The 18,923-nt window shown below is 52.7% G+C and carries 16 protein-coding genes and 1 riboswitch; of the genes, 7 read left to right on the top strand and 9 right to left on the bottom strand.

Going from position 1 to position 18,923, the window contains the following annotated elements:
• Window positions 1–22: 22 nt before the first annotated feature.
• Window positions 23–4,243, top strand: coding sequence for a DNA-directed RNA polymerase subunit beta' (gene rpoC / locus J1778_RS00720; RefSeq protein WP_217171560.1), 4,221 nt, complete (start codon window positions 23–25; stop codon window positions 4,241–4,243).
• Window positions 4,244–4,474: 231 nt separating this feature from the next.
• Here the strand turns inward: rpoC and thiH are convergent, their stop codons facing one another.
• From thiH to rsd, 7 genes are all read right to left on the bottom strand, one after another.
• Complete coding sequence (thiH, locus tag J1778_RS00715) at window positions 4,475–5,653, bottom strand: 2-iminoacetate synthase ThiH (protein ID WP_217171559.1); 1,179 nt, start codon at window positions 5,651–5,653, stop codon at window positions 4,475–4,477.
• A complete protein-coding gene (locus J1778_RS00710; RefSeq protein ID WP_217171558.1) occupies window positions 5,650–6,429 on the bottom strand; it encodes a thiazole synthase in 780 nt (259 codons plus the stop codon). The genes thiH and J1778_RS00710 overlap by 4 nt, the downstream gene beginning before the upstream one ends.
• Window position 6,430: 1 nt before the next feature.
• A complete protein-coding gene (gene thiS / locus J1778_RS00705; protein WP_120164016.1) occupies window positions 6,431–6,631 on the bottom strand; it encodes a sulfur carrier protein ThiS in 201 nt (66 codons plus the stop codon).
• The gene (locus tag J1778_RS00700; protein ID WP_217171557.1) at window positions 6,628–7,377 is read right to left on the bottom strand and encodes a HesA/MoeB/ThiF family protein; all 750 of its coding nucleotides are present in this window, start codon (window positions 7,375–7,377) and stop codon (window positions 6,628–6,630) included. Before J1778_RS00700 ends, thiS begins: the two co-directional genes overlap by 4 nt.
• Window positions 7,370–8,023: a thiamine phosphate synthase gene (gene thiE / locus J1778_RS00695; RefSeq protein WP_217171556.1), complete on the bottom strand. Its 654-nt coding sequence runs from the start codon at window positions 8,021–8,023 to the stop codon at window positions 7,370–7,372. Before thiE ends, J1778_RS00700 begins: the two co-directional genes overlap by 8 nt.
• A complete protein-coding gene (thiC, locus tag J1778_RS00690; protein ID WP_238484497.1) occupies window positions 8,020–9,972 on the bottom strand; it encodes a phosphomethylpyrimidine synthase ThiC in 1,953 nt (650 codons plus the stop codon). Before thiC ends, thiE begins: the two co-directional genes overlap by 4 nt.
• 122 nt (window positions 9,973–10,094) lie before the next feature.
• A riboswitch (TPP riboswitch) is annotated at window positions 10,095–10,221 on the bottom strand.
• 85 nt (window positions 10,222–10,306) lie between these two features.
• A complete protein-coding gene (gene rsd / locus J1778_RS00685; RefSeq protein ID WP_217171555.1) occupies window positions 10,307–10,822 on the bottom strand; it encodes a sigma D regulator in 516 nt (171 codons plus the stop codon).
• Between the two features lie 98 nt (window positions 10,823–10,920).
• Here rsd and nudC point away from each other — a divergent pair, with 98 nt between their 5' ends.
• The 6 genes from nudC to J1778_RS00655 all read left to right on the top strand — a co-directional run bounded on the left by nudC (window position 10,921) and on the right by J1778_RS00655 (window position 15,361).
• Complete coding sequence (nudC, locus tag J1778_RS00680) at window positions 10,921–11,706, top strand: NAD(+) diphosphatase (protein WP_217171554.1); 786 nt, start codon at window positions 10,921–10,923, stop codon at window positions 11,704–11,706.
• Window positions 11,707–11,777: 71 nt separating this feature from the next.
• Window positions 11,778–12,842: a uroporphyrinogen decarboxylase gene (gene hemE / locus J1778_RS00675; RefSeq protein WP_217171553.1), complete on the top strand. Its 1,065-nt coding sequence runs from the start codon at window positions 11,778–11,780 to the stop codon at window positions 12,840–12,842.
• 9 nt (window positions 12,843–12,851) lie between these two features.
• Window positions 12,852–13,532 (top strand): deoxyribonuclease V, encoded by a 681-nt coding sequence (gene nfi, locus J1778_RS00670; protein WP_217171552.1) that lies wholly within the window; start codon window positions 12,852–12,854, stop codon window positions 13,530–13,532.
• A 70-nt stretch (window positions 13,533–13,602) separates the two neighbouring features.
• The gene (locus J1778_RS00665; RefSeq protein ID WP_095924297.1) at window positions 13,603–14,193 is read left to right on the top strand and encodes a YjaG family protein; all 591 of its coding nucleotides are present in this window, start codon (window positions 13,603–13,605) and stop codon (window positions 14,191–14,193) included.
• A gap of 190 nt (window positions 14,194–14,383) precedes the next feature.
• A complete protein-coding gene (gene hupA, locus J1778_RS00660) occupies window positions 14,384–14,656 on the top strand; it encodes a nucleoid-associated protein HU-alpha (protein WP_013577396.1) in 273 nt (90 codons plus the stop codon).
• 51 nt (window positions 14,657–14,707) lie between these two features.
• Window positions 14,708–15,361: a DUF1481 domain-containing protein gene (locus J1778_RS00655; RefSeq protein ID WP_420804055.1), complete on the top strand. Its 654-nt coding sequence runs from the start codon at window positions 14,708–14,710 to the stop codon at window positions 15,359–15,361.
• A 65-nt stretch (window positions 15,362–15,426) separates the two neighbouring features.
• On the opposite strand, the gene purD is transcribed toward J1778_RS00655, so the two are convergent.
• Together purD and purH are read right to left on the bottom strand one after the other, a co-directional pair.
• Window positions 15,427–16,716, bottom strand: coding sequence for a phosphoribosylamine--glycine ligase (gene purD, locus J1778_RS00650; protein WP_217171550.1), 1,290 nt, complete (start codon window positions 16,714–16,716; stop codon window positions 15,427–15,429).
• Window positions 16,717–16,762: 46 nt separating this feature from the next.
• Window positions 16,763–18,352, bottom strand: coding sequence for a bifunctional phosphoribosylaminoimidazolecarboxamide formyltransferase/IMP cyclohydrolase (gene purH, locus J1778_RS00645; RefSeq protein WP_217171549.1), 1,590 nt, complete (start codon window positions 18,350–18,352; stop codon window positions 16,763–16,765).
• Between the last annotated feature and the right edge of the window lie 571 nt (window positions 18,353–18,923).

The raw sequence follows: 18,923 nt of genomic DNA, 5'->3' as shown, positions 1-18,923 counted from the left end.
CTAACCCGACGGGAGCCAATCCGTGAAAGACTTACTAAAGTTTCTGAAAGCGCAAACTAAGACCGAAGAGTTTGATGCGATCAAAATTGCTCTGGCATCGCCAGACATGATCCGTTCTTGGTCTTTTGGTGAAGTTAAGAAGCCAGAAACCATTAACTACCGTACGTTCAAACCAGAACGTGACGGCCTTTTCTGTGCCCGTATCTTCGGACCAGTAAAAGACTACGAATGCCTGTGCGGTAAGTACAAGCGTTTAAAACATCGCGGCGTGATCTGCGAGAAGTGCGGCGTTGAAGTGACCCAGACTAAAGTACGCCGTGAGCGTATGGGCCACATCGAACTGGCTTCCCCGACTGCACACATCTGGTTCCTGAAATCGCTGCCATCGCGCATCGGTTTGCTGCTGGATATGCCACTGCGTGACATCGAACGTGTTCTGTACTTCGAATCCTATGTGGTTATCGAAGGCGGCATGACTAACCTCGAAAAACGCCAGATCCTGACTGAAGAGCAGTATCTGGATGCGTTGGAAGAGTTTGGTGATGAGTTCGACGCGAAGATGGGTGCGGAAGCAATTCAGGCTCTGTTGAAAAACATGGACCTGGAAGCAGAATGCGAGCAACTGCGTGAAGAGTTGAACGAAACTAACTCCGAAACCAAACGTAAGAAGCTGACTAAGCGTATCAAGCTGCTGGAAGCGTTCGTTCAGTCTGGTAACAAACCAGAGTGGATGATCCTGACCGTGCTGCCGGTACTGCCGCCAGATTTGCGTCCATTGGTTCCGTTGGACGGCGGCCGTTTCGCTACATCAGATCTGAACGATCTGTATCGTCGCGTTATCAACCGTAACAACCGTCTGAAACGCCTGCTGGATCTGGCTGCGCCAGACATCATCGTACGTAACGAAAAACGTATGCTGCAAGAAGCGGTAGATGCTTTGCTGGATAACGGCCGTCGCGGTCGTGCAATCACCGGCTCTAACAAGCGTCCGCTGAAATCTCTGGCAGACATGATCAAAGGTAAACAAGGTCGTTTCCGTCAGAACTTGCTGGGTAAACGTGTCGACTACTCTGGTCGTTCCGTTATCACCGTAGGTCCATACCTGCGTCTGCACCAGTGCGGTCTGCCGAAGAAAATGGCACTGGAACTGTTCAAACCATTCATTTACGGCAAGCTGGAACTGCGTGGCCTGGCCACTACCATCAAAGCCGCTAAGAAAATGGTTGAGCGCGAAGAAGCTGTCGTTTGGGATATCCTGGACGAAGTTATCCGCGAACACCCGGTACTGCTGAACCGTGCACCAACCCTGCACCGTTTGGGTATCCAGGCGTTTGAACCGGTTCTGATCGAAGGTAAAGCAATTCAGCTGCACCCGCTGGTTTGTGCGGCATATAACGCCGACTTCGATGGTGACCAGATGGCTGTTCACGTACCGTTGACGCTGGAAGCTCAGCTGGAAGCGCGTGCGTTGATGATGTCTACCAACAACATCCTGTCACCTGCGAACGGCGAGCCAATCATCGTTCCTTCTCAGGACGTTGTATTGGGTCTGTACTACATGACTCGTGACTGTGTTAACGCCAAAGGCGAAGGCATGGTTCTGACCGGTCCTAAAGAAGCTGAGCGTATTTACCGCGCCGGTTTGGCCTCCCTGCATGCGCGTGTCAAAGTGCGTATTACAGAAGAGATCAAAAATACCGAAGGCGAAGTTACGCACAAGACGTCGATTATCGATACGACTGTTGGTCGCGCCATCCTTTGGATGATCGTACCAAAAGGTCTGCCGTTCTCTATCGTCAACCAGCCTCTGGGCAAAAAAGCTATCTCCAAAATGCTGAACACTTGTTACCGCATTTTGGGCCTGAAGCCGACCGTTATTTTTGCTGACCAGATTATGTACACCGGTTTTGCTTACGCTGCCCGTTCAGGCGCGTCAGTAGGTATCGATGACATGGTAATCCCTGCGAAGAAAGCAGAGATCATCGAAGAAGCAGAAACCGAAGTTGCTGAAATCCAGGAACAGTTCCAGTCTGGTCTGGTCACTGCTGGCGAACGCTATAACAAAGTGATCGACATCTGGGCTGCGGCCAACGAACGTGTTGCTAAGGCAATGATGGAAAACTTGTCTGTTGAAGACGTCGTCAACCGTGACGGTGTTGTTGAACAGCAGGTTTCCTTCAACAGTATCTTTATGATGGCCGACTCCGGTGCGCGTGGTTCTGCTGCACAGATTCGTCAGCTGGCCGGTATGCGTGGCCTGATGGCTAAGCCGGATGGTTCCATCATTGAAACGCCAATCACCGCGAACTTCCGTGAAGGTCTGAACGTACTCCAGTACTTCATCTCTACTCACGGTGCTCGTAAAGGCTTGGCGGATACCGCACTGAAAACTGCGAACTCCGGTTATCTGACCCGTCGTCTGGTTGACGTGGCACAGGACCTGGTAGTTACCGAAGACGACTGTGGTACTCACGAAGGCATCATGATGACTCCGGTCATCGAAGGTGGCGACGTTAAAGAACCACTGCGCGAACGTGTACTGGGTCGTGTAACTGCAGAAGATATCCTTAAGCCGGGTACGGCGGATATCCTGGTTCCACGTAACACCCTGCTTCACGAGAAGACGTGTGATCTGTTAGAAGAGAACTCAGTCGACAGCGTGAAAGTACGTTCAGTCGTAAGTTGTGAAACCGACTTTGGTGTGTGTGCAAACTGCTACGGTCGCGACCTGGCACGTGGTCACATCATCAACAAAGGTGAAGCGATCGGTGTTATTGCAGCACAGTCCATCGGTGAGCCGGGTACCCAGCTGACGATGCGTACGTTCCACATCGGTGGTGCGGCATCTCGTGCGGCAGCAGAGTCAAGCATTCAGGTTAAGAACACCGGTACCATTAAACTGAGCAACCACAAGCACGTTAGCAATTCTAACGGCAAACTGGTTATCACTTCCCGTAACACTGAGCTGAAATTGATCGACGAATTCGGTCGTACCAAAGAAAGCTATAAAGTGCCTTACGGTTCCGTGATGGGCAAAGGTGATGGCGCATCTGTTAACGGCGGCGAAACCGTTGCTAACTGGGATCCGCACACAATGCCAGTTATCAGTGAAGTGAGTGGTTTCATTCGCTTTGCAGATATGGTGGATACTCAGACCATTACACGCCAGACTGACGACCTGACCGGTTTGTCTTCTCTGGTCGTTCTGGACTCTGCAGAGCGTACCGGTAGCGGTAAAGACCTGCGTCCGGCACTGAAAATCGTTGACGCTAAAGGCGACGACGTATTGATCCCAGGTACTGATATGCCTGCTCAATACTTCCTGCCAGGTAAAGCGATTGTTCAGCTGGAAGATGGTACTCAGATCCACTCTGGTGACACCCTGGCGCGTATTCCTCAGGAATCCGGCGGTACCAAGGACATCACCGGTGGTCTGCCACGCGTTGCTGACCTGTTCGAAGCACGTCGTCCGAAAGAGCCTGCAATCCTTGCTGAAATCAGCGGGATCATCTCCTTCGGTAAAGAAACCAAAGGCAAACGCCGTCTGGTAATTTCTCCGTTGGATGGCAGCGATGCTTACGAAGAAATGATCCCTAAATGGCGTCAGCTGAACGTGTTCGAAGGCGAAGTTGTGGAACGTGGTGACGTCGTATCCGACGGCCCAGAGTCTCCGCACGACATCTTGCGTTTACGTGGTGTTCACGCGGTTACCCGCTACATCACCAACGAAGTGCAGGAAGTTTACCGTCTGCAAGGCGTTAAGATTAACGATAAACACATCGAAGTTATCGTTCGTCAGATGTTGCGTAAAGGCACCATCGTTAGCGCTGGTGGCACTGACTTCCTGGAAGGCGAGCAGGCAGAAATGTCTCGCGTTAAAATCGCTAACCGTCAGCTGGAAGCTGAAGGCAAAATCACGGCAACCTTTACCCGTGACCTGCTCGGTATCACCAAAGCATCTTTGGCGACCGAATCCTTCATCTCTGCAGCGTCGTTCCAGGAAACCACGCGCGTTCTTACTGAAGCCGCTGTTGCGGGTAAACGTGATGAACTGCGTGGCCTTAAAGAGAACGTTATCGTTGGCCGTCTGATCCCAGCCGGTACCGGTTACGCTTATCACCAGGATCGTGCACGCCGTAAAGCTCAAGGCGAAGTGCCAGTTGTACCGCAAGTCAGCGCGGATGAAGCAACGGCTAACCTGGCTGAACTGCTGAACGCAGGTTTCGGTAACAGCGACGATTAATCGTCTTCTGTCGAAACGCATAAAACCGCTCCTCCGGGGGCGGTTTTTTTTTGCCTGAAATATGGGAGTTGATAATGCCAAGAAAGAGGAGCCGGAACAGGGAACTGGACAATAACCTGTTCCGGCTATTTGGAAGCAGCGCCGGGATGAGTGGCGCCGGCCATCTGCGAATGTGCAGCGGCAAAAGCACAGTAATACCCGCGGACTGCTGGCGCGAGGGGCAAAATCACTTTATGGAATCTGCATTCCTGAGAGTTTATTGGTTTGCCATCCGGCGACATTTTCCTGCGAGACGCGCCCCAAAAAACTGTCCCAGTCTTTCCAGACCGGCTGAAGCCCGGCTCGCGTTAACGCCTCAGCGACGTGTTGTGGCGAACGGTTATCGTGCGGTGCAAATTGTTCAAGTTCGGGATGATCGTCAGCATAACCACCGGGTTGTGTCTTCGATCCGGCACTGACGGTATTGATCGCCAGTGGAATGACATGATCCCGGAAGTAAGGCGATTCGCGTGTCGACAGTGAAAGCTCGACATCCGGTGCCAGCATCCTGAAAGCGCATATCAGTTGCACAAGCTGATTTTCTTCCAGCAATGACGCCGGTTCGATACCGCCAGTGCAGGGACGCAATCTCGGAAATGCCACAGAATAGCGGCTTTGCCAGTAAGTTTGTTGCAGATACAATAAATGCTCGGCCACCATATAACTGTCTGTTCGCCAGTTTCCTGAAAGCCCGAACAGCGCACCCAGCCCGATTTTATCGATTCCCGCTCGGCCGAGCCTGTCTGGTGTTTCCAGCCGCCAGAAGAAATCCTGTTTCTGCCCGCGAAGATGATGCAATGCATAAGTCGGTGCGTGATAGGTTTCCTGATAAACCAGCACGCCGTCCAGTCCCAGCGTTTTCAGCTCGGCATATTCTTCCTGTTGCAGTGGCTGAACTTCGATCATTAGCGAATCAAAATAACTTCTTATCGCGGGGAAGTGGCGGCGAAAATAGTCCATGCCGACCTTTCCTTTGTGTTCGCCGGTGACCATTAACAGATGCTTAAATCCCAGCGCATTCAGCGCTTCGCATTCACGCCCGATTTCATCCTCATCCAGCGTTTTCCGTTTGATTTTATTGCTCATCGAAAAGCCGCAATACGTACATTCATTGGCGCAAAGATTGGATAAATACAGAGGTGCGAAGAAATTTACCGTGTTGCCGAACCGCTGGCGCGTGAGCTGTTGAGCCCTCTGCGCCATGGGTTCCAGATAAGGCAGCGCTGCAGGAGAAATCAACGCCATAAAATCTTCCCGGTCGATTTTATTCCGGCTGAGCGCCCGTTCCACGTCACGGGACGTTTTGCTGTTGATGCGCAGGGAAAGGTCGTCCCAGTCCAGCGTTGACCAGACATCGGTAAAACTGTTCATGACGCTGCCTGCGAGGTATTGAGAAAACCGGTCAGCGGGCTCGATGCACTGGCGTGTCGTTGCCTGCCCCCTAAACCACTCTGGCGGGCAATGACTCCGGCCTGAACCGCGAGGCGGAATGCGGTAGCCATCTCTACCGGATCGCCCGCGACGGCAATCGCGGTATTGACTAGCACAGCATCGGCGCCCATTTCCAGCGCTTGCGCCGCCTGGCTCGGCGCGCCAATACCGGCATCCACCACCACAGGAATACGCGCCTGTTCGATGATGATTTGCAGAAACTCGCGGGTTTGCAGCCCCTGATTGGAACCGATTGGCGCACCCAGCGGCATGACCGCTGCGCAACCCGCTTCCTCCAGACGCTTACACAGCACCGGATCTGCGCTGCAATACGGCAGAACTACGAAACCCTGTTTCACCAGAATCTCTGCGGCCTTCAGCGTTTCCACGGCATCAGGCAGCAGATATTTCACATCCGGATGAATTTCGAGTTTCACCCAGTTGGTTCCCAGCGCTTCCCTTGCCAGTTGTGCGGCAAACACCGCTTCTTCCGCGGTTTTGGCACCTGAGGTATTCGGCAACAAACGTACACCTAGCTGTTGCAGGGGAGACAAAATGTCGTCTCCGCCGCGACGCAGATCGACACGTTTCATCGCCATGGTCACCAGCTGAGAGCCGGATGCTTCGAGCGCTCGTTGCATCAGCGCCGGACTGGCGAATTTTCCCGTACCTGTAAAAAGGTGCGATGTGAATGTGGTATCAGCAATTTTTAACATGTCAGCCTCCGGCTATCGCCTGAAAGAGCAAAATCTCATCACCGTCTTCCAGCAAGTGAGCAGGCCAGTTATCACGGGGAATAATGACCTGATTAACTGCCAGCGCGCTGCCTGCTGGCTTTAACGCCAGTTCATCGAGCAGGGCAAGTAACGTGAGCGGTTGACTGAAGTGGTGAGATTCATCATTAACCAGAATGTTCACGCGTGGCCTCCGCAGACGGCACAGCTTGAGGATCGCGTGAGTTGCAGCGAACGCCAGTTTTGTGTTTTTCCGTCGAACAGCCGGAGTTTGCCGCTCAGAACCGAGGGCAGACCTGCCAGAATTTTCAGTGCTTCGAGTGCCTGTAATATGCCGATGGTGCCCACGACTGGCCCGAGTACGCCGGATGTGCGGCAGTCACGTTGCACGGTTTCCTGATCCGGATACACACAGGCATAACAGCCATGAGTGTAGGGCGCTTCAATCACCAGCAGCTGTCCGCTAAAGCCGACTGCGCTGCCGCTGATCAGGGTTTTGCCGGCATCCACGCAGGCTTTATTGACGGCATGCCGGGTTTCCATGTTGTCGCTGCAATCCAACACGATATCGGCATCCGATACAGCATGTGCTAACGTCTCACCTGAGAGACGTTCCGTCATTGCCACCGCTTCACAAAGCGGATTCAGGCGCAGCAATTCACGCTTTGCCAGAACAGCTTTGGGCTGATCAAGATCCGCTGTGCGATAAAGGATTTGCCGCTGAAGGTTGGTGATGTGCAACTGATCATCATCGGCCAGAAACAGCGTGCCGACGCCCGCCGCCGCCAGATACAGGGCTGCGGGAGAACCGAGACCGCCAAGACCGACGATCAGCACTTTCGCCGCCTGTAACTTTTCCTGCGCCTGCGGACCGAATTCCTCCAGCATCAGCTGGCGGCTGTAGCGCATAAACGCCGCATCGTTAAGCATCTTCCGGCACCTTACTGGCGCATAAAGCCAGCAGTTTGGCCGTGGCGGCACGCCAGTCCGCTGCCTGCGTAATGGCGCTGACCACCGCAATGCTGCCGACGCCGCATTCGAGAACCGACGGCGCGCGGTCAATACTGATCCCGCCGATGGCCACCGTCGGGAATCTGCCGTTGAGTTGCTTAATGTGTCGGGCGAGTTCTTCCAGACCCTGTGGGGCCGACGGCATATCTTTGGTTTGTGTCGGGAAGATATGTCCGAGGGCGATGTAGGACGGATTCACTGCGACAGCGCGCGCCATCTCAGCCTCGTCATGTGTTGAAACACCCAGCCGTAAACCGGCCTGACGTATTGCGTCAAGATCGGCAGTATCCAGATCTTCCTGACCCAAATGCACCCCATAAGCCTGATGTTTTACCGCCAGACGCCAGTAATCGTTGATGAATAACCGTGCCTGATATTTTCTCCCCAGCGCGATGGCCTCGATAATTGCTGGCTCGACTTCTTCATCGGGTAAATCTTTTACACGCAGCTGTAGCGTTTTAACGCCTGCCTCCAGCAGGCGGGCGATCCATTCCACAGTATCAACGACCGGATATAAACCGAGGTGGAAAGGAACGGCAGCAAAGGGCTGAGCGGACTGATTCATTTGTTGATCTCCGTGGCAGGGTGATAAAGCTCGCTGCCGCGTGAACGGAATTCAGCTGACATTTGTGCCATGCCGGATTCAACGAGTTCTATCGGCTGGGCTTTGGCTACCAGCGCGGCGGCGTAATCGCGAACTTCCTGAGTGATTTTCATTGAGCAGAATTTCGGGCCGCACATGGAGCAGAAGTGGGCGACTTTGCCGGATTCCTGCGGCAGCGTTTCATCGTGATAGGCGCGGGCAGTGGCCGGATCCAGAGCCAGATTGAACTGGTCTTCCCAGCGGAATTCGAAACGCGCTTTGGACATAGCGTTATCGCGGATTTGCGCACCCGGATGTCCTTTGGCTAAATCGGCAGCGTGTGCTGCGATTTTGTAAGTAATCAGACCCTGTTTAACGTCTTCTTTATTCGGCAGGCCGAGATGCTCTTTGGGCGTGACATAACACAGCATGGCGCAACCAAACCAGCCAATCATCGCGGCCCCAATACCTGAGGTGAAGTGGTCGTAACCCGGCGCAATATCGGTGGTCAGCGGGCCGAGGGTATAGAACGGCGCTTCGTGACAGTGCTCAAGTTCTTCTGTCATGTTGCGGCGGATCATCTGCATCGGCACATGTCCCGGCCCTTCAATCATCACCTGCACATCGTATTCCCAGGCAATTTGGGTCAGTTCGCCGAGCGTGCGTAATTCAGCGAATTGCGCTTCATCATTCGCATCCTGAATTGAGCCCGGACGTAAGCCGTCGCCCAGTGAAAGCGAAACGTCATAAGCAGCGCAGATTTCACAAATTTCACGGAAATGTTCATACAGGAAGCTTTCGCGATGATGTGACAGGCACCATTTCGCCATAATCGAACCACCGCGCGACACAATCCCGGTCAGGCGTTTGGCGGTCATCGGCACGTAACGCAGCAACACACCGGCGTGAATGGTGAAGTAATCGACGCCTTGCTCGGCCTGCTCCAGCAATGTATCGCGGAACATTTCCCAGTTCAGGTCTTCGGCCACGCCGTTCACTTTTTCCAGCGCCTGATAAATCGGCACCGTACCGATGGGCACCGGGCTGTTACGCAGGATCCATTCGCGGGTTTCATGAATATAACGCCCGGTGGAAAGATCCATCACCGTATCCGCGCCCCAGCGTGTTGACCAAACCAGTTTCTCGACTTCTTCTTCGATGGAAGACGTCACCGCCGAGTTGCCGATATTGGCGTTCACTTTCACCAGGAAATTGCGTCCGATAATCATCGGTTCTGATTCAGGATGGTTGATGTTGGCGGGAATAATCGCGCGCCCGGCGGCGACTTCCTGACGTACAAATTCGGCGGTGATATTGGCAGGCAAATGCGCGCCAAAGCTTTCACCGGGATGTTGCTGGCGCAAGACCTCGCCGCGGATCCGCTCGCGTCCCATGTTTTCGCGAATGGCGATGAACGCCATTTCAGGCGTAATTATGCCGTTACGTGCGTAATGCAGTTGCGTCACATTTTTGCCAGACATGGCTTTGCGCGGGCGCGGCAGATGTTCGAAACGCAGATGATCCAGTCCTTCATCCGCCAGCCGTTGCTGGGTAAAGCCGGAACTGACCTTTGGAAGTTCTTCAGCGTCTGCCCGTTCTTTAATCCAGCGGGCACGTAATTTTTCCAGACCGGTATGCACGTTGATCACTGCCGAAGGGTCCCCGTAAGGTCCGGCGGTGTCATAGACGGGGATGGCTTCGTTTTCTTCGAACTGCGGATTATCTTTGCCGCCGCCGGTCAGTGTCGGGCTGAGCTGGATTTCACGCATCGGTACGCGGATATCTTCGCGGTCGCCTTCGAGATAAATGCGGCGGGAGTTGGGAAAGGCTTCGCCCTGCAAACTGTCGATAAACGACTGAGCCTGCGCGCGTTGTTCACGACGATTAGACGGTTTCTTTTCAGAAATAACGGGTTTTTGGGTACTCGACATAGCAAATTCCTCGCAAAAAAACGTGATGGAAAATTGCTTGTCTGGAGGTTTACGGCAGGAGTAAAAATGGGCGGTGCAGCGCAGGCGGCCTGATACAGGCAGATGCCAGAGTGCGCTGAACGCATAACATTACTCTTGTTCCCTTCGCGGGTACTAACCCGATCAGGTTCCGCGGATCCCGAATTAACGGTCTCAGCCTGGCGTAATCTTCGCGAGAAAATTATGCGCTAGGCACTCCGACAAGAAGCCTCAATATAGGAGGCGTTTTTTGAAACTACAACTAAAACTACAATTAAAACCACAAACGGGCGCAGGGTTTTAATGTGACAAAGCGTTAAGCCGGTCTGGCGAGATGTTCTTCATTCGCAGGCGGTTTTTCTTCGTGATTGCTGCGGTCAAACGCCAAAATAATCAATTGATCTTCCAGCTGAAAACGCGCATCCAACGCTTCACCTACATCGGATAATGCATAATGAAATGCGAAAGCATTATCATCATCAATATCATTTTCAGTGTAACTATCATGGAAAGCCATGATAGCTTCAGTATTCAGTTCAAGTGCAGGATATATTTTTGCAGCCTGTAATTTTACCGGGCTGCTCGCCCCTTCGGCTTCATCGATGACACGCTGATACAGATGGAAATGACCGGCAGACAGATAGTCCACCAGGTTATGGCAAAAGTTATCCAGCGCTTTTTCATTGAGGGGAGTATGTTTTTCTTTATTGGGTTTCAGGCCGACCAAAGTGCAGTACGAAACCAGCAGCTCTTTGCGCGCGTGCAGCCATTGATCCACTAACTCATTACTGCCACCAACGCGTTGGGTCAGTCTTTCCAGACGATTTAGCATGGTTGACTCCGTGAGCGATAAAAAAGTAACCAAAAGTTACTAATATGTGAATATCTTACTCAGATTGTCAGTCCCGACGAGGTTATGCAACAACAATTATGGAATTACAGATTACTGAGCAACATAACGGCTGGTGGGTTATCAGCCAGGAAGGCAAGCTGTGGCTGCCTGAGGGCGAACTGCCGTTTGGCAGCGCCGAACAATATTCTCTGACGGGTAAAACGGCGCGTCAGATCGGCGAATGGCAGGGAGAACCTGTCTGGCTGGTCCGTCAGACAATGCCAAAACACATGGTGTCTGCCCGTCAGTTGCTGGATCAGGATCGCGGATTATTCCAGCTGGTCGGACGTGGCGTTCAGCTGTCAGAATTTTACCGGTCTCACAAGTTCTGCGGTTACTGCGGGCATGAAATGCACGTCAGTAAGGCCGAGTGGGCCGCACTTTGCGGGAATTGTCGCGAACGCTATTACCCGCAGATTGCGCCCTGCATCATTGTGGCAATCCGCAAAGGTGATGAGATTTTGCTGGCGCAACACATCCGTCATCGTAATGGCATTCATACGGTTCTGGCTGGTTTCGTGGAAGTCGGAGAAACGCTGGAAGAAACCGTAGCCCGCGAAGTGATGGAAGAAAGTAATATCCGCGTGAAGAATGTCCGTTACGTCAGTTCACAGCCGTGGCCGTTCCCCAATTCGCTGATGATGGCATTCATGGCGGATTACGACAGCGGCGTTATTAAACATGATCCGAAAGAACTGCTTAACGCCGGCTGGTACCGGTTTGACGCCTTGCCGCAATTGCCGCCGCCGGGCACGATTGCCCGCCGTCTGATTGAAGATACAGTTGCGCAGTGCCGCGCAGAAAGCGAAGACGACGACGTCTAGCATCAGTTTTGCGTGATAGAATGCCGTCATATGATTGTCGGGCGGCCCGAATATTGAAGGAAAGAGCAAGAATGAATGAGTTGAAAAACGACCGTTACCTGCGTGCTTTGTTACGTCAGCCAGTGGACATTACACCGGTATGGATGATGCGTCAGGCTGGCCGTTATTTGCCGGAGTACAAAGAAACCCGCGCTGAAGCCGGCGATTTTATGTCGCTGTGTAAGAATGCCGATCTGGCTTGTGAGGTAACTTTGCAGCCGCTTCGTCGCTATCCGCTGGATGCGGCGATCCTGTTCTCTGACATCCTGACCATTCCTGATGCGATGGGGCTTGGGCTGTATTTCGAAGCCGGTGAAGGCCCGCGTTTTTCTTCGCCACTGACCAATCGCGCTGATGTCGAAAAGCTGCCGGTACCGGATCCTGAAATGGAACTGGGCTATGTGATGAACGCCGTGCGTACCATCCGTAAAAACCTGAAAGGTGAAGTGCCGCTTATCGGTTTCTCAGGTAGCCCGTGGACGCTGGCGACCTATATGATCGAAGGCGGCAGTAGTAAAGCCTTTACCAAAATCAAAAAGATGATGTACGCCGATCCGTCTACCTTGCATCTGTTGCTTGATAAAGTGGCCGACAGCGTCATTCTTTACCTGAATGCTCAGATTAAAGCGGGCGCGCAGTCGGTGATGATTTTTGACACCTGGGGCGGCGTGCTGACGCCTCGCGATTACCGTGAGTTTTCCCTGAATTACATGCACAAAATTGTTGATGGTCTGATCCGTGAAAACGAAGGACGTCGTGTGCCGGTGACCTTGTTTACCAAAGGCGGAGGCCAGTGGCTGGAAGCGATGGCTGCAACGGGTTGTGACGCGCTGGGTCTGGACTGGACTACCGATATTGCCGAAGCGCGCCGCCGGGTTGGCGACAAAGTGGCGATTCAGGGCAATATGGATCCTTCCATGCTTTATGCCTCACCGGTGCGGATTGAGCAGGAAGTGGAAACCATTCTGGCTGGTTTTGGCAAAGGTAATGGCCATGTGTTTAACCTCGGGCACGGTATCCATCAGGACGTTCCGCCAGAAAATGCGGGCGCTTTTGTGGAGGCGGTACACAGCCTGTCCCGCCAGTATCACGAGTAACATCGCGTCATGATCGACACGCGCGCTTTACGTGAAGAACAACGGATCCTCGCAGATCAGATTGAACTGCAGGATCCCCCTGAATTCACCACGCCGTCGTTGATCGCCGGTGTGGATGTCGGGTTTGAGCAGGGTGGTGAAGTCACCCGCGCGGCGGTGGCTGTTCTGAGTTATCCAACGCTGGAGCTGGTCGAATATCAGATCGCCCGCATTCCCACCGTCATGCCTTACATTCCAGGTTTCCTTTCCTTCCGTGAGCTTCCCGCACTGTTACAAGCCTGGCAGCAAATCTCATCGCACCCTGATCTGGTTCTGGTTGACGGGCAGGGGATCGCCCATCCGCGCCGCCTTGGCGTGGCCAGTCATTTTGGCCTGATGATTGACGTGCCGACGATTGGTGTGGCGAAAAGCCGTTTGTGCGGGCAGTTCCTGCCGTTAGGTGAAACGCTACACAGCCGTCAGGGGCTGTATGAGGGCGATGAACAGATTGGCTGGGTGTGGCGAAGCAAGCTACGCTGTAATCCATTATTCATCTCTCCCGGTAATCGCATCAGTATGGATTCCTCGATTTATTGGGTGGAACAAGGCATGCGGCAATATCGGCTGCCGGAACCTACCCGCTGGGCGGACGCAGTGGCATCAAACCGGACGTCGTTTCAACGCTGGCAACGGTTGAGTGATGATCTTTAGGAATCAAGGAATAGGGATATTGATTTATTTCAGGTAAACTCCCGCGCAGAAAAGTTAACGAGATCAACTCATGTTACGTAATCCAATTCATTTACGTCTCGAAAAGCTGGAAAGCTGGCAACACGTGACGTTTATGGCCAGCTTGTGCGAACGCATGTACCCGAACTATCAGGCATTTTGCCTGGAAACCGGGTTTGGCGAAGCACAGCTTTACCGTCGTATCCTGGATTTAATCTGGGAAACGTTGGTAGTAAAAGACGCCAAGGTCAATTTTGACTCACAGCTCGAAAAACTGGAGGAAGCGGTGCCTTCTTCCGATGATTACGATCTCTACGGGGTTTATCCGGCGATTGATGCGTGTATCGCATTAGGCGAACTGATTCATTCGCGTCTGAGCGGCGAAACGCTGTCTCATGCGATTGCGGTAAGTGAGACGTCAATTCGTACTGTCGCGATGCTGGAAATGACTCAGGCGGGTAAAGAAATGACCGATGAAGAACTCAAGGTCATCCCTGCCGTTGAAGAAGAATGGGACATCCAATGGGAGATTTTTCGCCTGTTGGCTGACTGTGAAGAGCGTGACCTTGAATTAATAAAAGGGTTACGTTCTGACCTGCGTGAAGCCGCTGTGAGTAACATCGGCATAAATTTAGCGCAATAAGGCAAGAAAACGTGATTTAACGCCTGATTTGTCGTGCCTTAAGGCTTCACATCCGCACCCTGTCTGGTCTACATTTGGGGTGCGTAAAAAAAGTGGCTATCGGTGCGTGTATGCAGGAGGGTGCTGTCAATCGGCATATCCGTCGCACTCGATGCTTTGCAAACGATAAACACACTGTAAAGGATAACTTATGAACAAGACTCAACTGATTGATGTAATTGCGGACAAAGCTGATCTTTCCAAAGCACAGGCCAAAGTTGCTCTTGAATCTACACTGTCTGCTATTACCGAGTCTCTGAAAGAAGGTGATGCTGTACAATTAGTTGGTTTCGGGACTTTCAAGGTAAATCATCGTAACGAGCGTACTGGTCGTAACCCACAGACTGGTAAAGAAATCAAAATCGCAGCTGCAAACGTGCCTGCGTTCGTTTCTGGTAAAGCTCTGAAAGACGCTGTTAAGTAATTGCTTGCAGTGAAAAGAATAAGCGGAGGGGTTTTTAAGCCCCTTCAGTTTATTACCCCCAGGCTGGTGGCAGGTTTACTGGTGCTTAGTCTGGTGGGTTGTAGTTCTAATAAAGGTCCTGAGTTATTCTTTGCCAGCGGTTATGTTGCTGATCAGGGAATCAACCGGCTCTGGCGCGAAGATACCGCCCAGCACGAGCCTCAAACCATTCTCAACGTCTATAGCCCCTATTACGGCGGCGATACGATCATCACCCGATACGAATTCCAGCAGGGGCAGTTGCACCTGATTAAAGAAACCCATGCCACCAAAACTGATTTGGGTGTGATGCTGCGTTTTGATGAGGGCGGGAATGTCAGCTTTATGCAGCGACAGCTTCCTGAGCGCCGCGAAAAACTCTCTTCAGACGAAATCGAACGCTATAAATATGAAGCGTCAAAAGTCCTCGACCTGAGCAATGCTCTGCAGGCAGGGAATGTCCGCCTGGTACAGGCTCGCTGGCGCAAAGGCATCATAACAACCTGCGCAGGCGAACAAGTGACGCCGACACTGACCGTTCGTTCTCAGGTCTGGCTGGCGAAACGAGCCAGTCGTAGTAACGATAATCTGGGCCTGGCCTGGCTGACGGCGCCGCAAGGCAACGAACTGTTGCTGGTCGCCAATGAAGATTTCTGTAAATGGGAACCGAAAGAGTCTGATCTCTGATCCCGTTTTGATAAAAGAAAAGGCACGCAAAAGCGTGCCTTTTTTGATCGTAAGGGCAGACAGAATTACTGATTGCGTTCGCGGTCGATAGCGCGATAACCGATGTCTTTACGGCAGAAGCTGCCTTCCCAGTGAATATCTTTCGCTAAATCATAAGCGCGTGCCTGAGCCGCTTCCACGGTTTTGCCCAATGCTGTCACACACAATACGCGGCCACCATTCGTTACCACACGTTCATCCTGCAAGCGGGTTCCGGCCTGGAAGACTTTGCCATCCGGAACTTCTTCCAGTGGCAGACCATGGATAACGTCTCCGGTTTTGTAATCGGCCGGATAGCCACCGGCGGCGAGCACGACACCCAGCGCCGGACGCGGATCCCACTCGGACGTTTTATCGCCCAGACGACCTTCAGCACCAGCGAGGCAGAGATCCACAAGATCTGAACGCAGACGCAACATGATCGGCTGAGTTTCCGGATCGCCGAAACGGCAGTTGAACTCGATCACTTTTGGCTGGCCGTCAGCGGAGATCATCAGGCCGGCATACAGGAAACCGGTATAAGTGTTGTTTTCTGCCGCCATACCGCGAACGGTCGGCCAGATAACCTGATCCATGACGCGCTGATGAATTTCATCAGTCACTACTGGCGCCGGGGAGTAAGCGCCCATACCACCGGTATTCGGGCCGCTGTCGCCGTCACCCACGCGTTTGTGATCCTGACTGGTCGCCATAGGCAGCACATTGGTTCCGTCAACCATGACGATGAAACTGGCTTCTTCGCCGTCGAGGAATTCTTCAATAACAATGCGATGGCCTGCATCGCCGAAAGCATTGCCCGCCAGCATATCGTGAACAGCATCTTCCGCTTCTTTCAGCGTCATTGCGACAATGACGCCTTTACCTGCTGCCAGACCGTCGGCTTTGATAACAATCGGCGCGCCTTTGCTGCGCAGATAATCCAGCGCTGGCTCGACTTCAGTGAAGTTCTGATAATCAGCACTTGGAATATTATGGCGAGCCAAGAAATCCTTAGTGAAGGCTTTAGAACCTTCGAGCTGCGCGGCTTCCTGGGTTGGGCCAAAGATTTTCAGACCGGCTGCGCGGAAAGCATCCACCACACCAATGACCAGCGGCGCTTCAGGGCCAACAATCGTCAGGCCAATGTCATGACTTTTGGCGAAAGCCAGCAAACCGGTGATGTCTGTAGCGGCGATATCCACGTTTTCCAGCAACGGCTCCAGCGCGGTACCTGCATTGCCAGGCGCAACAAAGACTTTATCCGCCAGAGGTGATTGCGATGCCTTCCATGCCAGTGCATGTTCACGCCCGCCGTTACCGATAATTAAAATATTCATTCGAAGACTCCGGGTGAGCGGGCGCATCGCACCCGCTAAAAGAAAATTAATGACGGAAGTGGCGCATGTCGGTGAACAGCATCGCAATGCCGTGTTCGTTTGCTGCGGCGATCACTTCATCGTCACGGATAGAACCGCCAGGCTGAATAACACAGGTAATGCCCACGGCTGCTGCGGCATCGATACCGTCGCGGAAAGGGAAGAAGGCGTCAGAGGCCATGACAGAACCGGCAACTTCCAGACCTTCGTCGGCAGCCTTGATCCCGGCAATTTTAGCGGAGTAAACGCGGCTCATCTGGCCTGCGCCGATACCGATGGTCATTTTGTCACGCGCATAAACGATGGCATTGGATTTGACGAATTTCGCCACTTTCCAGCAGAACAGCGCATCGGTCAGTTCCTGCTCCGTAGGCTGGCGCTCTGATACAACGCGAAGATCGGCAGCATCAACCATACCCAAATCGCGGTCCTGCACCAGCAGGCCGCCGTTAACACGTTTGAAGTCCAGTGCTTTCTGGCGACTATCCCACTGCCCGCAAGTCAGGACGCGAACGTTTTGTTTGGCTGCGGTCAGGGCCAGTGCTTCAGCACTGACGGAGGGCGCGATGATCACTTCCACAAACTGACGGCTGATTATGGCTTTTGCCGTTTCGGCATCCAGTTCACGGTTGAAGGCAATAATGCCGCCGAAAGCGGATGTCGGGTCAGTCTGATAGGCGCGCTCGTAAGCGGCCAGAATGCTGTCGCCGATGGCCACGCCGCAAGGATTGGCATGTTTAACGATGACGCAGGCCGGTTCAGCAAATTCTTTCACGCATTCCAGTGCGGCATCGGTATCCGCAATGTTGTTATAAGAAAGCGCCTTGCCCTGAAGCTGGGTAGAAGTGGCAACCGAAGCTTCGCTGACGTTCTCTTCTATATAGAAGGCCGCGTTCTGATGGCTGTTTTCGCCATACCGCATATCTTGTTTCTTTATATAGCTAAGATTCAGTGTGCGCGGGAACTGTCCGGAAGCGGATTCGGTATCGCCGTGATAAGCCGGAACCATGGTGCCGAAGTAGTTAGCAATCATGCCGTCGTAAGAGGCTGTGTGCTCGAAAGCTTTGATCGCCAGGTTGAAACGGGTCGCCAGCGTCAGCGAGCTGCTGTTGGCATCCATCTCTTCTATAATAGAAGCGTAGTCACTGCTCTTCACCACGATGGCTACGTCTTTGTGGTTCTTCGCCGCCGAGCGAACCATTGTCGGGCCACCGATATCAATGTTTTCTACTGCATCTTCCAGTAAACAGTCAGGACGCGCGACGGTTTGTGCGAACGGATAGAGGTTAACGACCACCATGTCGATTGGCGCAATAGAATGTTGTGCCATGATTTCATCATCTTTCCCCCGACGGCCGAGAATGCCACCGTGAACTTTCGGGTGCAGAGTTTTAACGCGTCCATCCATCATTTCCGGAAAACCGGTGTAGTCAGACACTTCAGTGACTGGCAGGCCGGCTTTAGCCAAAAGGCTGGCGGTTCCGCCAGTGGAAAGTAATTCAACGCCACGCGAAGATAGGGCCTGGGCGAATTCTACGATACCGGCTTTGTCAGAAACACTGAGCAGGGCACGGCGGATTGGACGAGATGGTTGCATGGTGGTTGTATCCTTGGCTTTGGAGTCGCAGTAAAGAGCGTTATCGGAGTTCAGTGGAGGTTTTCTTCTCTCTTTCTCTTTATACAGAGCAAATTATAGAGAGCAATTTGCAGAAAACTCGGGACTGGGCTCGGATAACTTCCCTCCGGCAACAGGTATTTCATTTATTACCCATAAAGGGCGGCAAAAACTGACGCGCGAAATTGTAGCGAAAACGATTGCGCGACGCTCGCAAAATTTGAGATTCCTGTGCGTCTGTGGATAAATCTGTGTAAAACACGGTATAAGCAGTGTGTTTGCTGTGTAATGCAGCAAACAGTGATTTTTCTTAAAAATAGCCCTTGCGGCCTGCTGAGAACTCCCTATAATGCCGCTCCATCGACAGGGAACAACGTGAACAACATCACGAAGTAACCGGGTCGGAAAGATTAAAAACAGCGGCAGCCGGGTAAAATAAACGGTTGACACTGAATGAGGAAAGCGTAATATACGCCACCTCGAGTTAGCAAGCGAAAGCGCGTAACTCACTGCTCTTTAACAATTTATCAGACAATCTGTGTGGGCACTCACA

This window comes from Rahnella bonaserana (assembly GCF_019049675.1).
GTDB lineage: Bacteria > Pseudomonadota > Gammaproteobacteria > Enterobacterales > Enterobacteriaceae > Rahnella > Rahnella bonaserana.
The sequence above is the reverse complement of the archived record's forward strand: the minus strand, read 5'-3'. Positions and strand labels throughout refer to the sequence as shown.

Coding starts and splice junctions, on each gene's coding strand:
- thiH (WP_217171559.1), bottom strand. CDS start 5,653: ATGAACAGTTTTACCGATGTCTGGTCAACGCTGGACTGGGACGACCTT.
- J1778_RS00710 (WP_217171558.1), bottom strand. CDS start 6,429: ATGTTAAAAATTGCTGATACCACATTCACATCGCACCTTTTTACAGGT.
- J1778_RS00700 (WP_217171557.1), bottom strand. CDS start 7,377: ATGCTTAACGATGCGGCGTTTATGCGCTACAGCCGCCAGCTGATGCTG.
- thiE (WP_217171556.1), bottom strand. CDS start 8,023: ATGAATCAGTCCGCTCAGCCCTTTGCTGCCGTTCCTTTCCACCTCGGT.
- thiC (WP_238484497.1), bottom strand. CDS start 9,972: ATGTCGAGTACCCAAAAACCCGTTATTTCTGAAAAGAAACCGTCTAAT.
- rsd (WP_217171555.1), bottom strand. CDS start 10,822: ATGCTAAATCGTCTGGAAAGACTGACCCAACGCGTTGGTGGCAGTAAT.
- nudC (WP_217171554.1), top strand. CDS start 10,921: ATGGAATTACAGATTACTGAGCAACATAACGGCTGGTGGGTTATCAGC.
- hemE (WP_217171553.1), top strand. CDS start 11,778: ATGAATGAGTTGAAAAACGACCGTTACCTGCGTGCTTTGTTACGTCAG.
- nfi (WP_217171552.1), top strand. CDS start 12,852: ATGATCGACACGCGCGCTTTACGTGAAGAACAACGGATCCTCGCAGAT.
- J1778_RS00665 (WP_095924297.1), top strand. CDS start 13,603: ATGTTACGTAATCCAATTCATTTACGTCTCGAAAAGCTGGAAAGCTGG.
- hupA (WP_013577396.1), top strand. CDS start 14,384: ATGAACAAGACTCAACTGATTGATGTAATTGCGGACAAAGCTGATCTT.
- purD (WP_217171550.1), bottom strand. CDS start 16,716: ATGAATATTTTAATTATCGGTAACGGCGGGCGTGAACATGCACTGGCA.
- purH (WP_217171549.1), bottom strand. CDS start 18,352: ATGCAACCATCTCGTCCAATCCGCCGTGCCCTGCTCAGTGTTTCTGAC.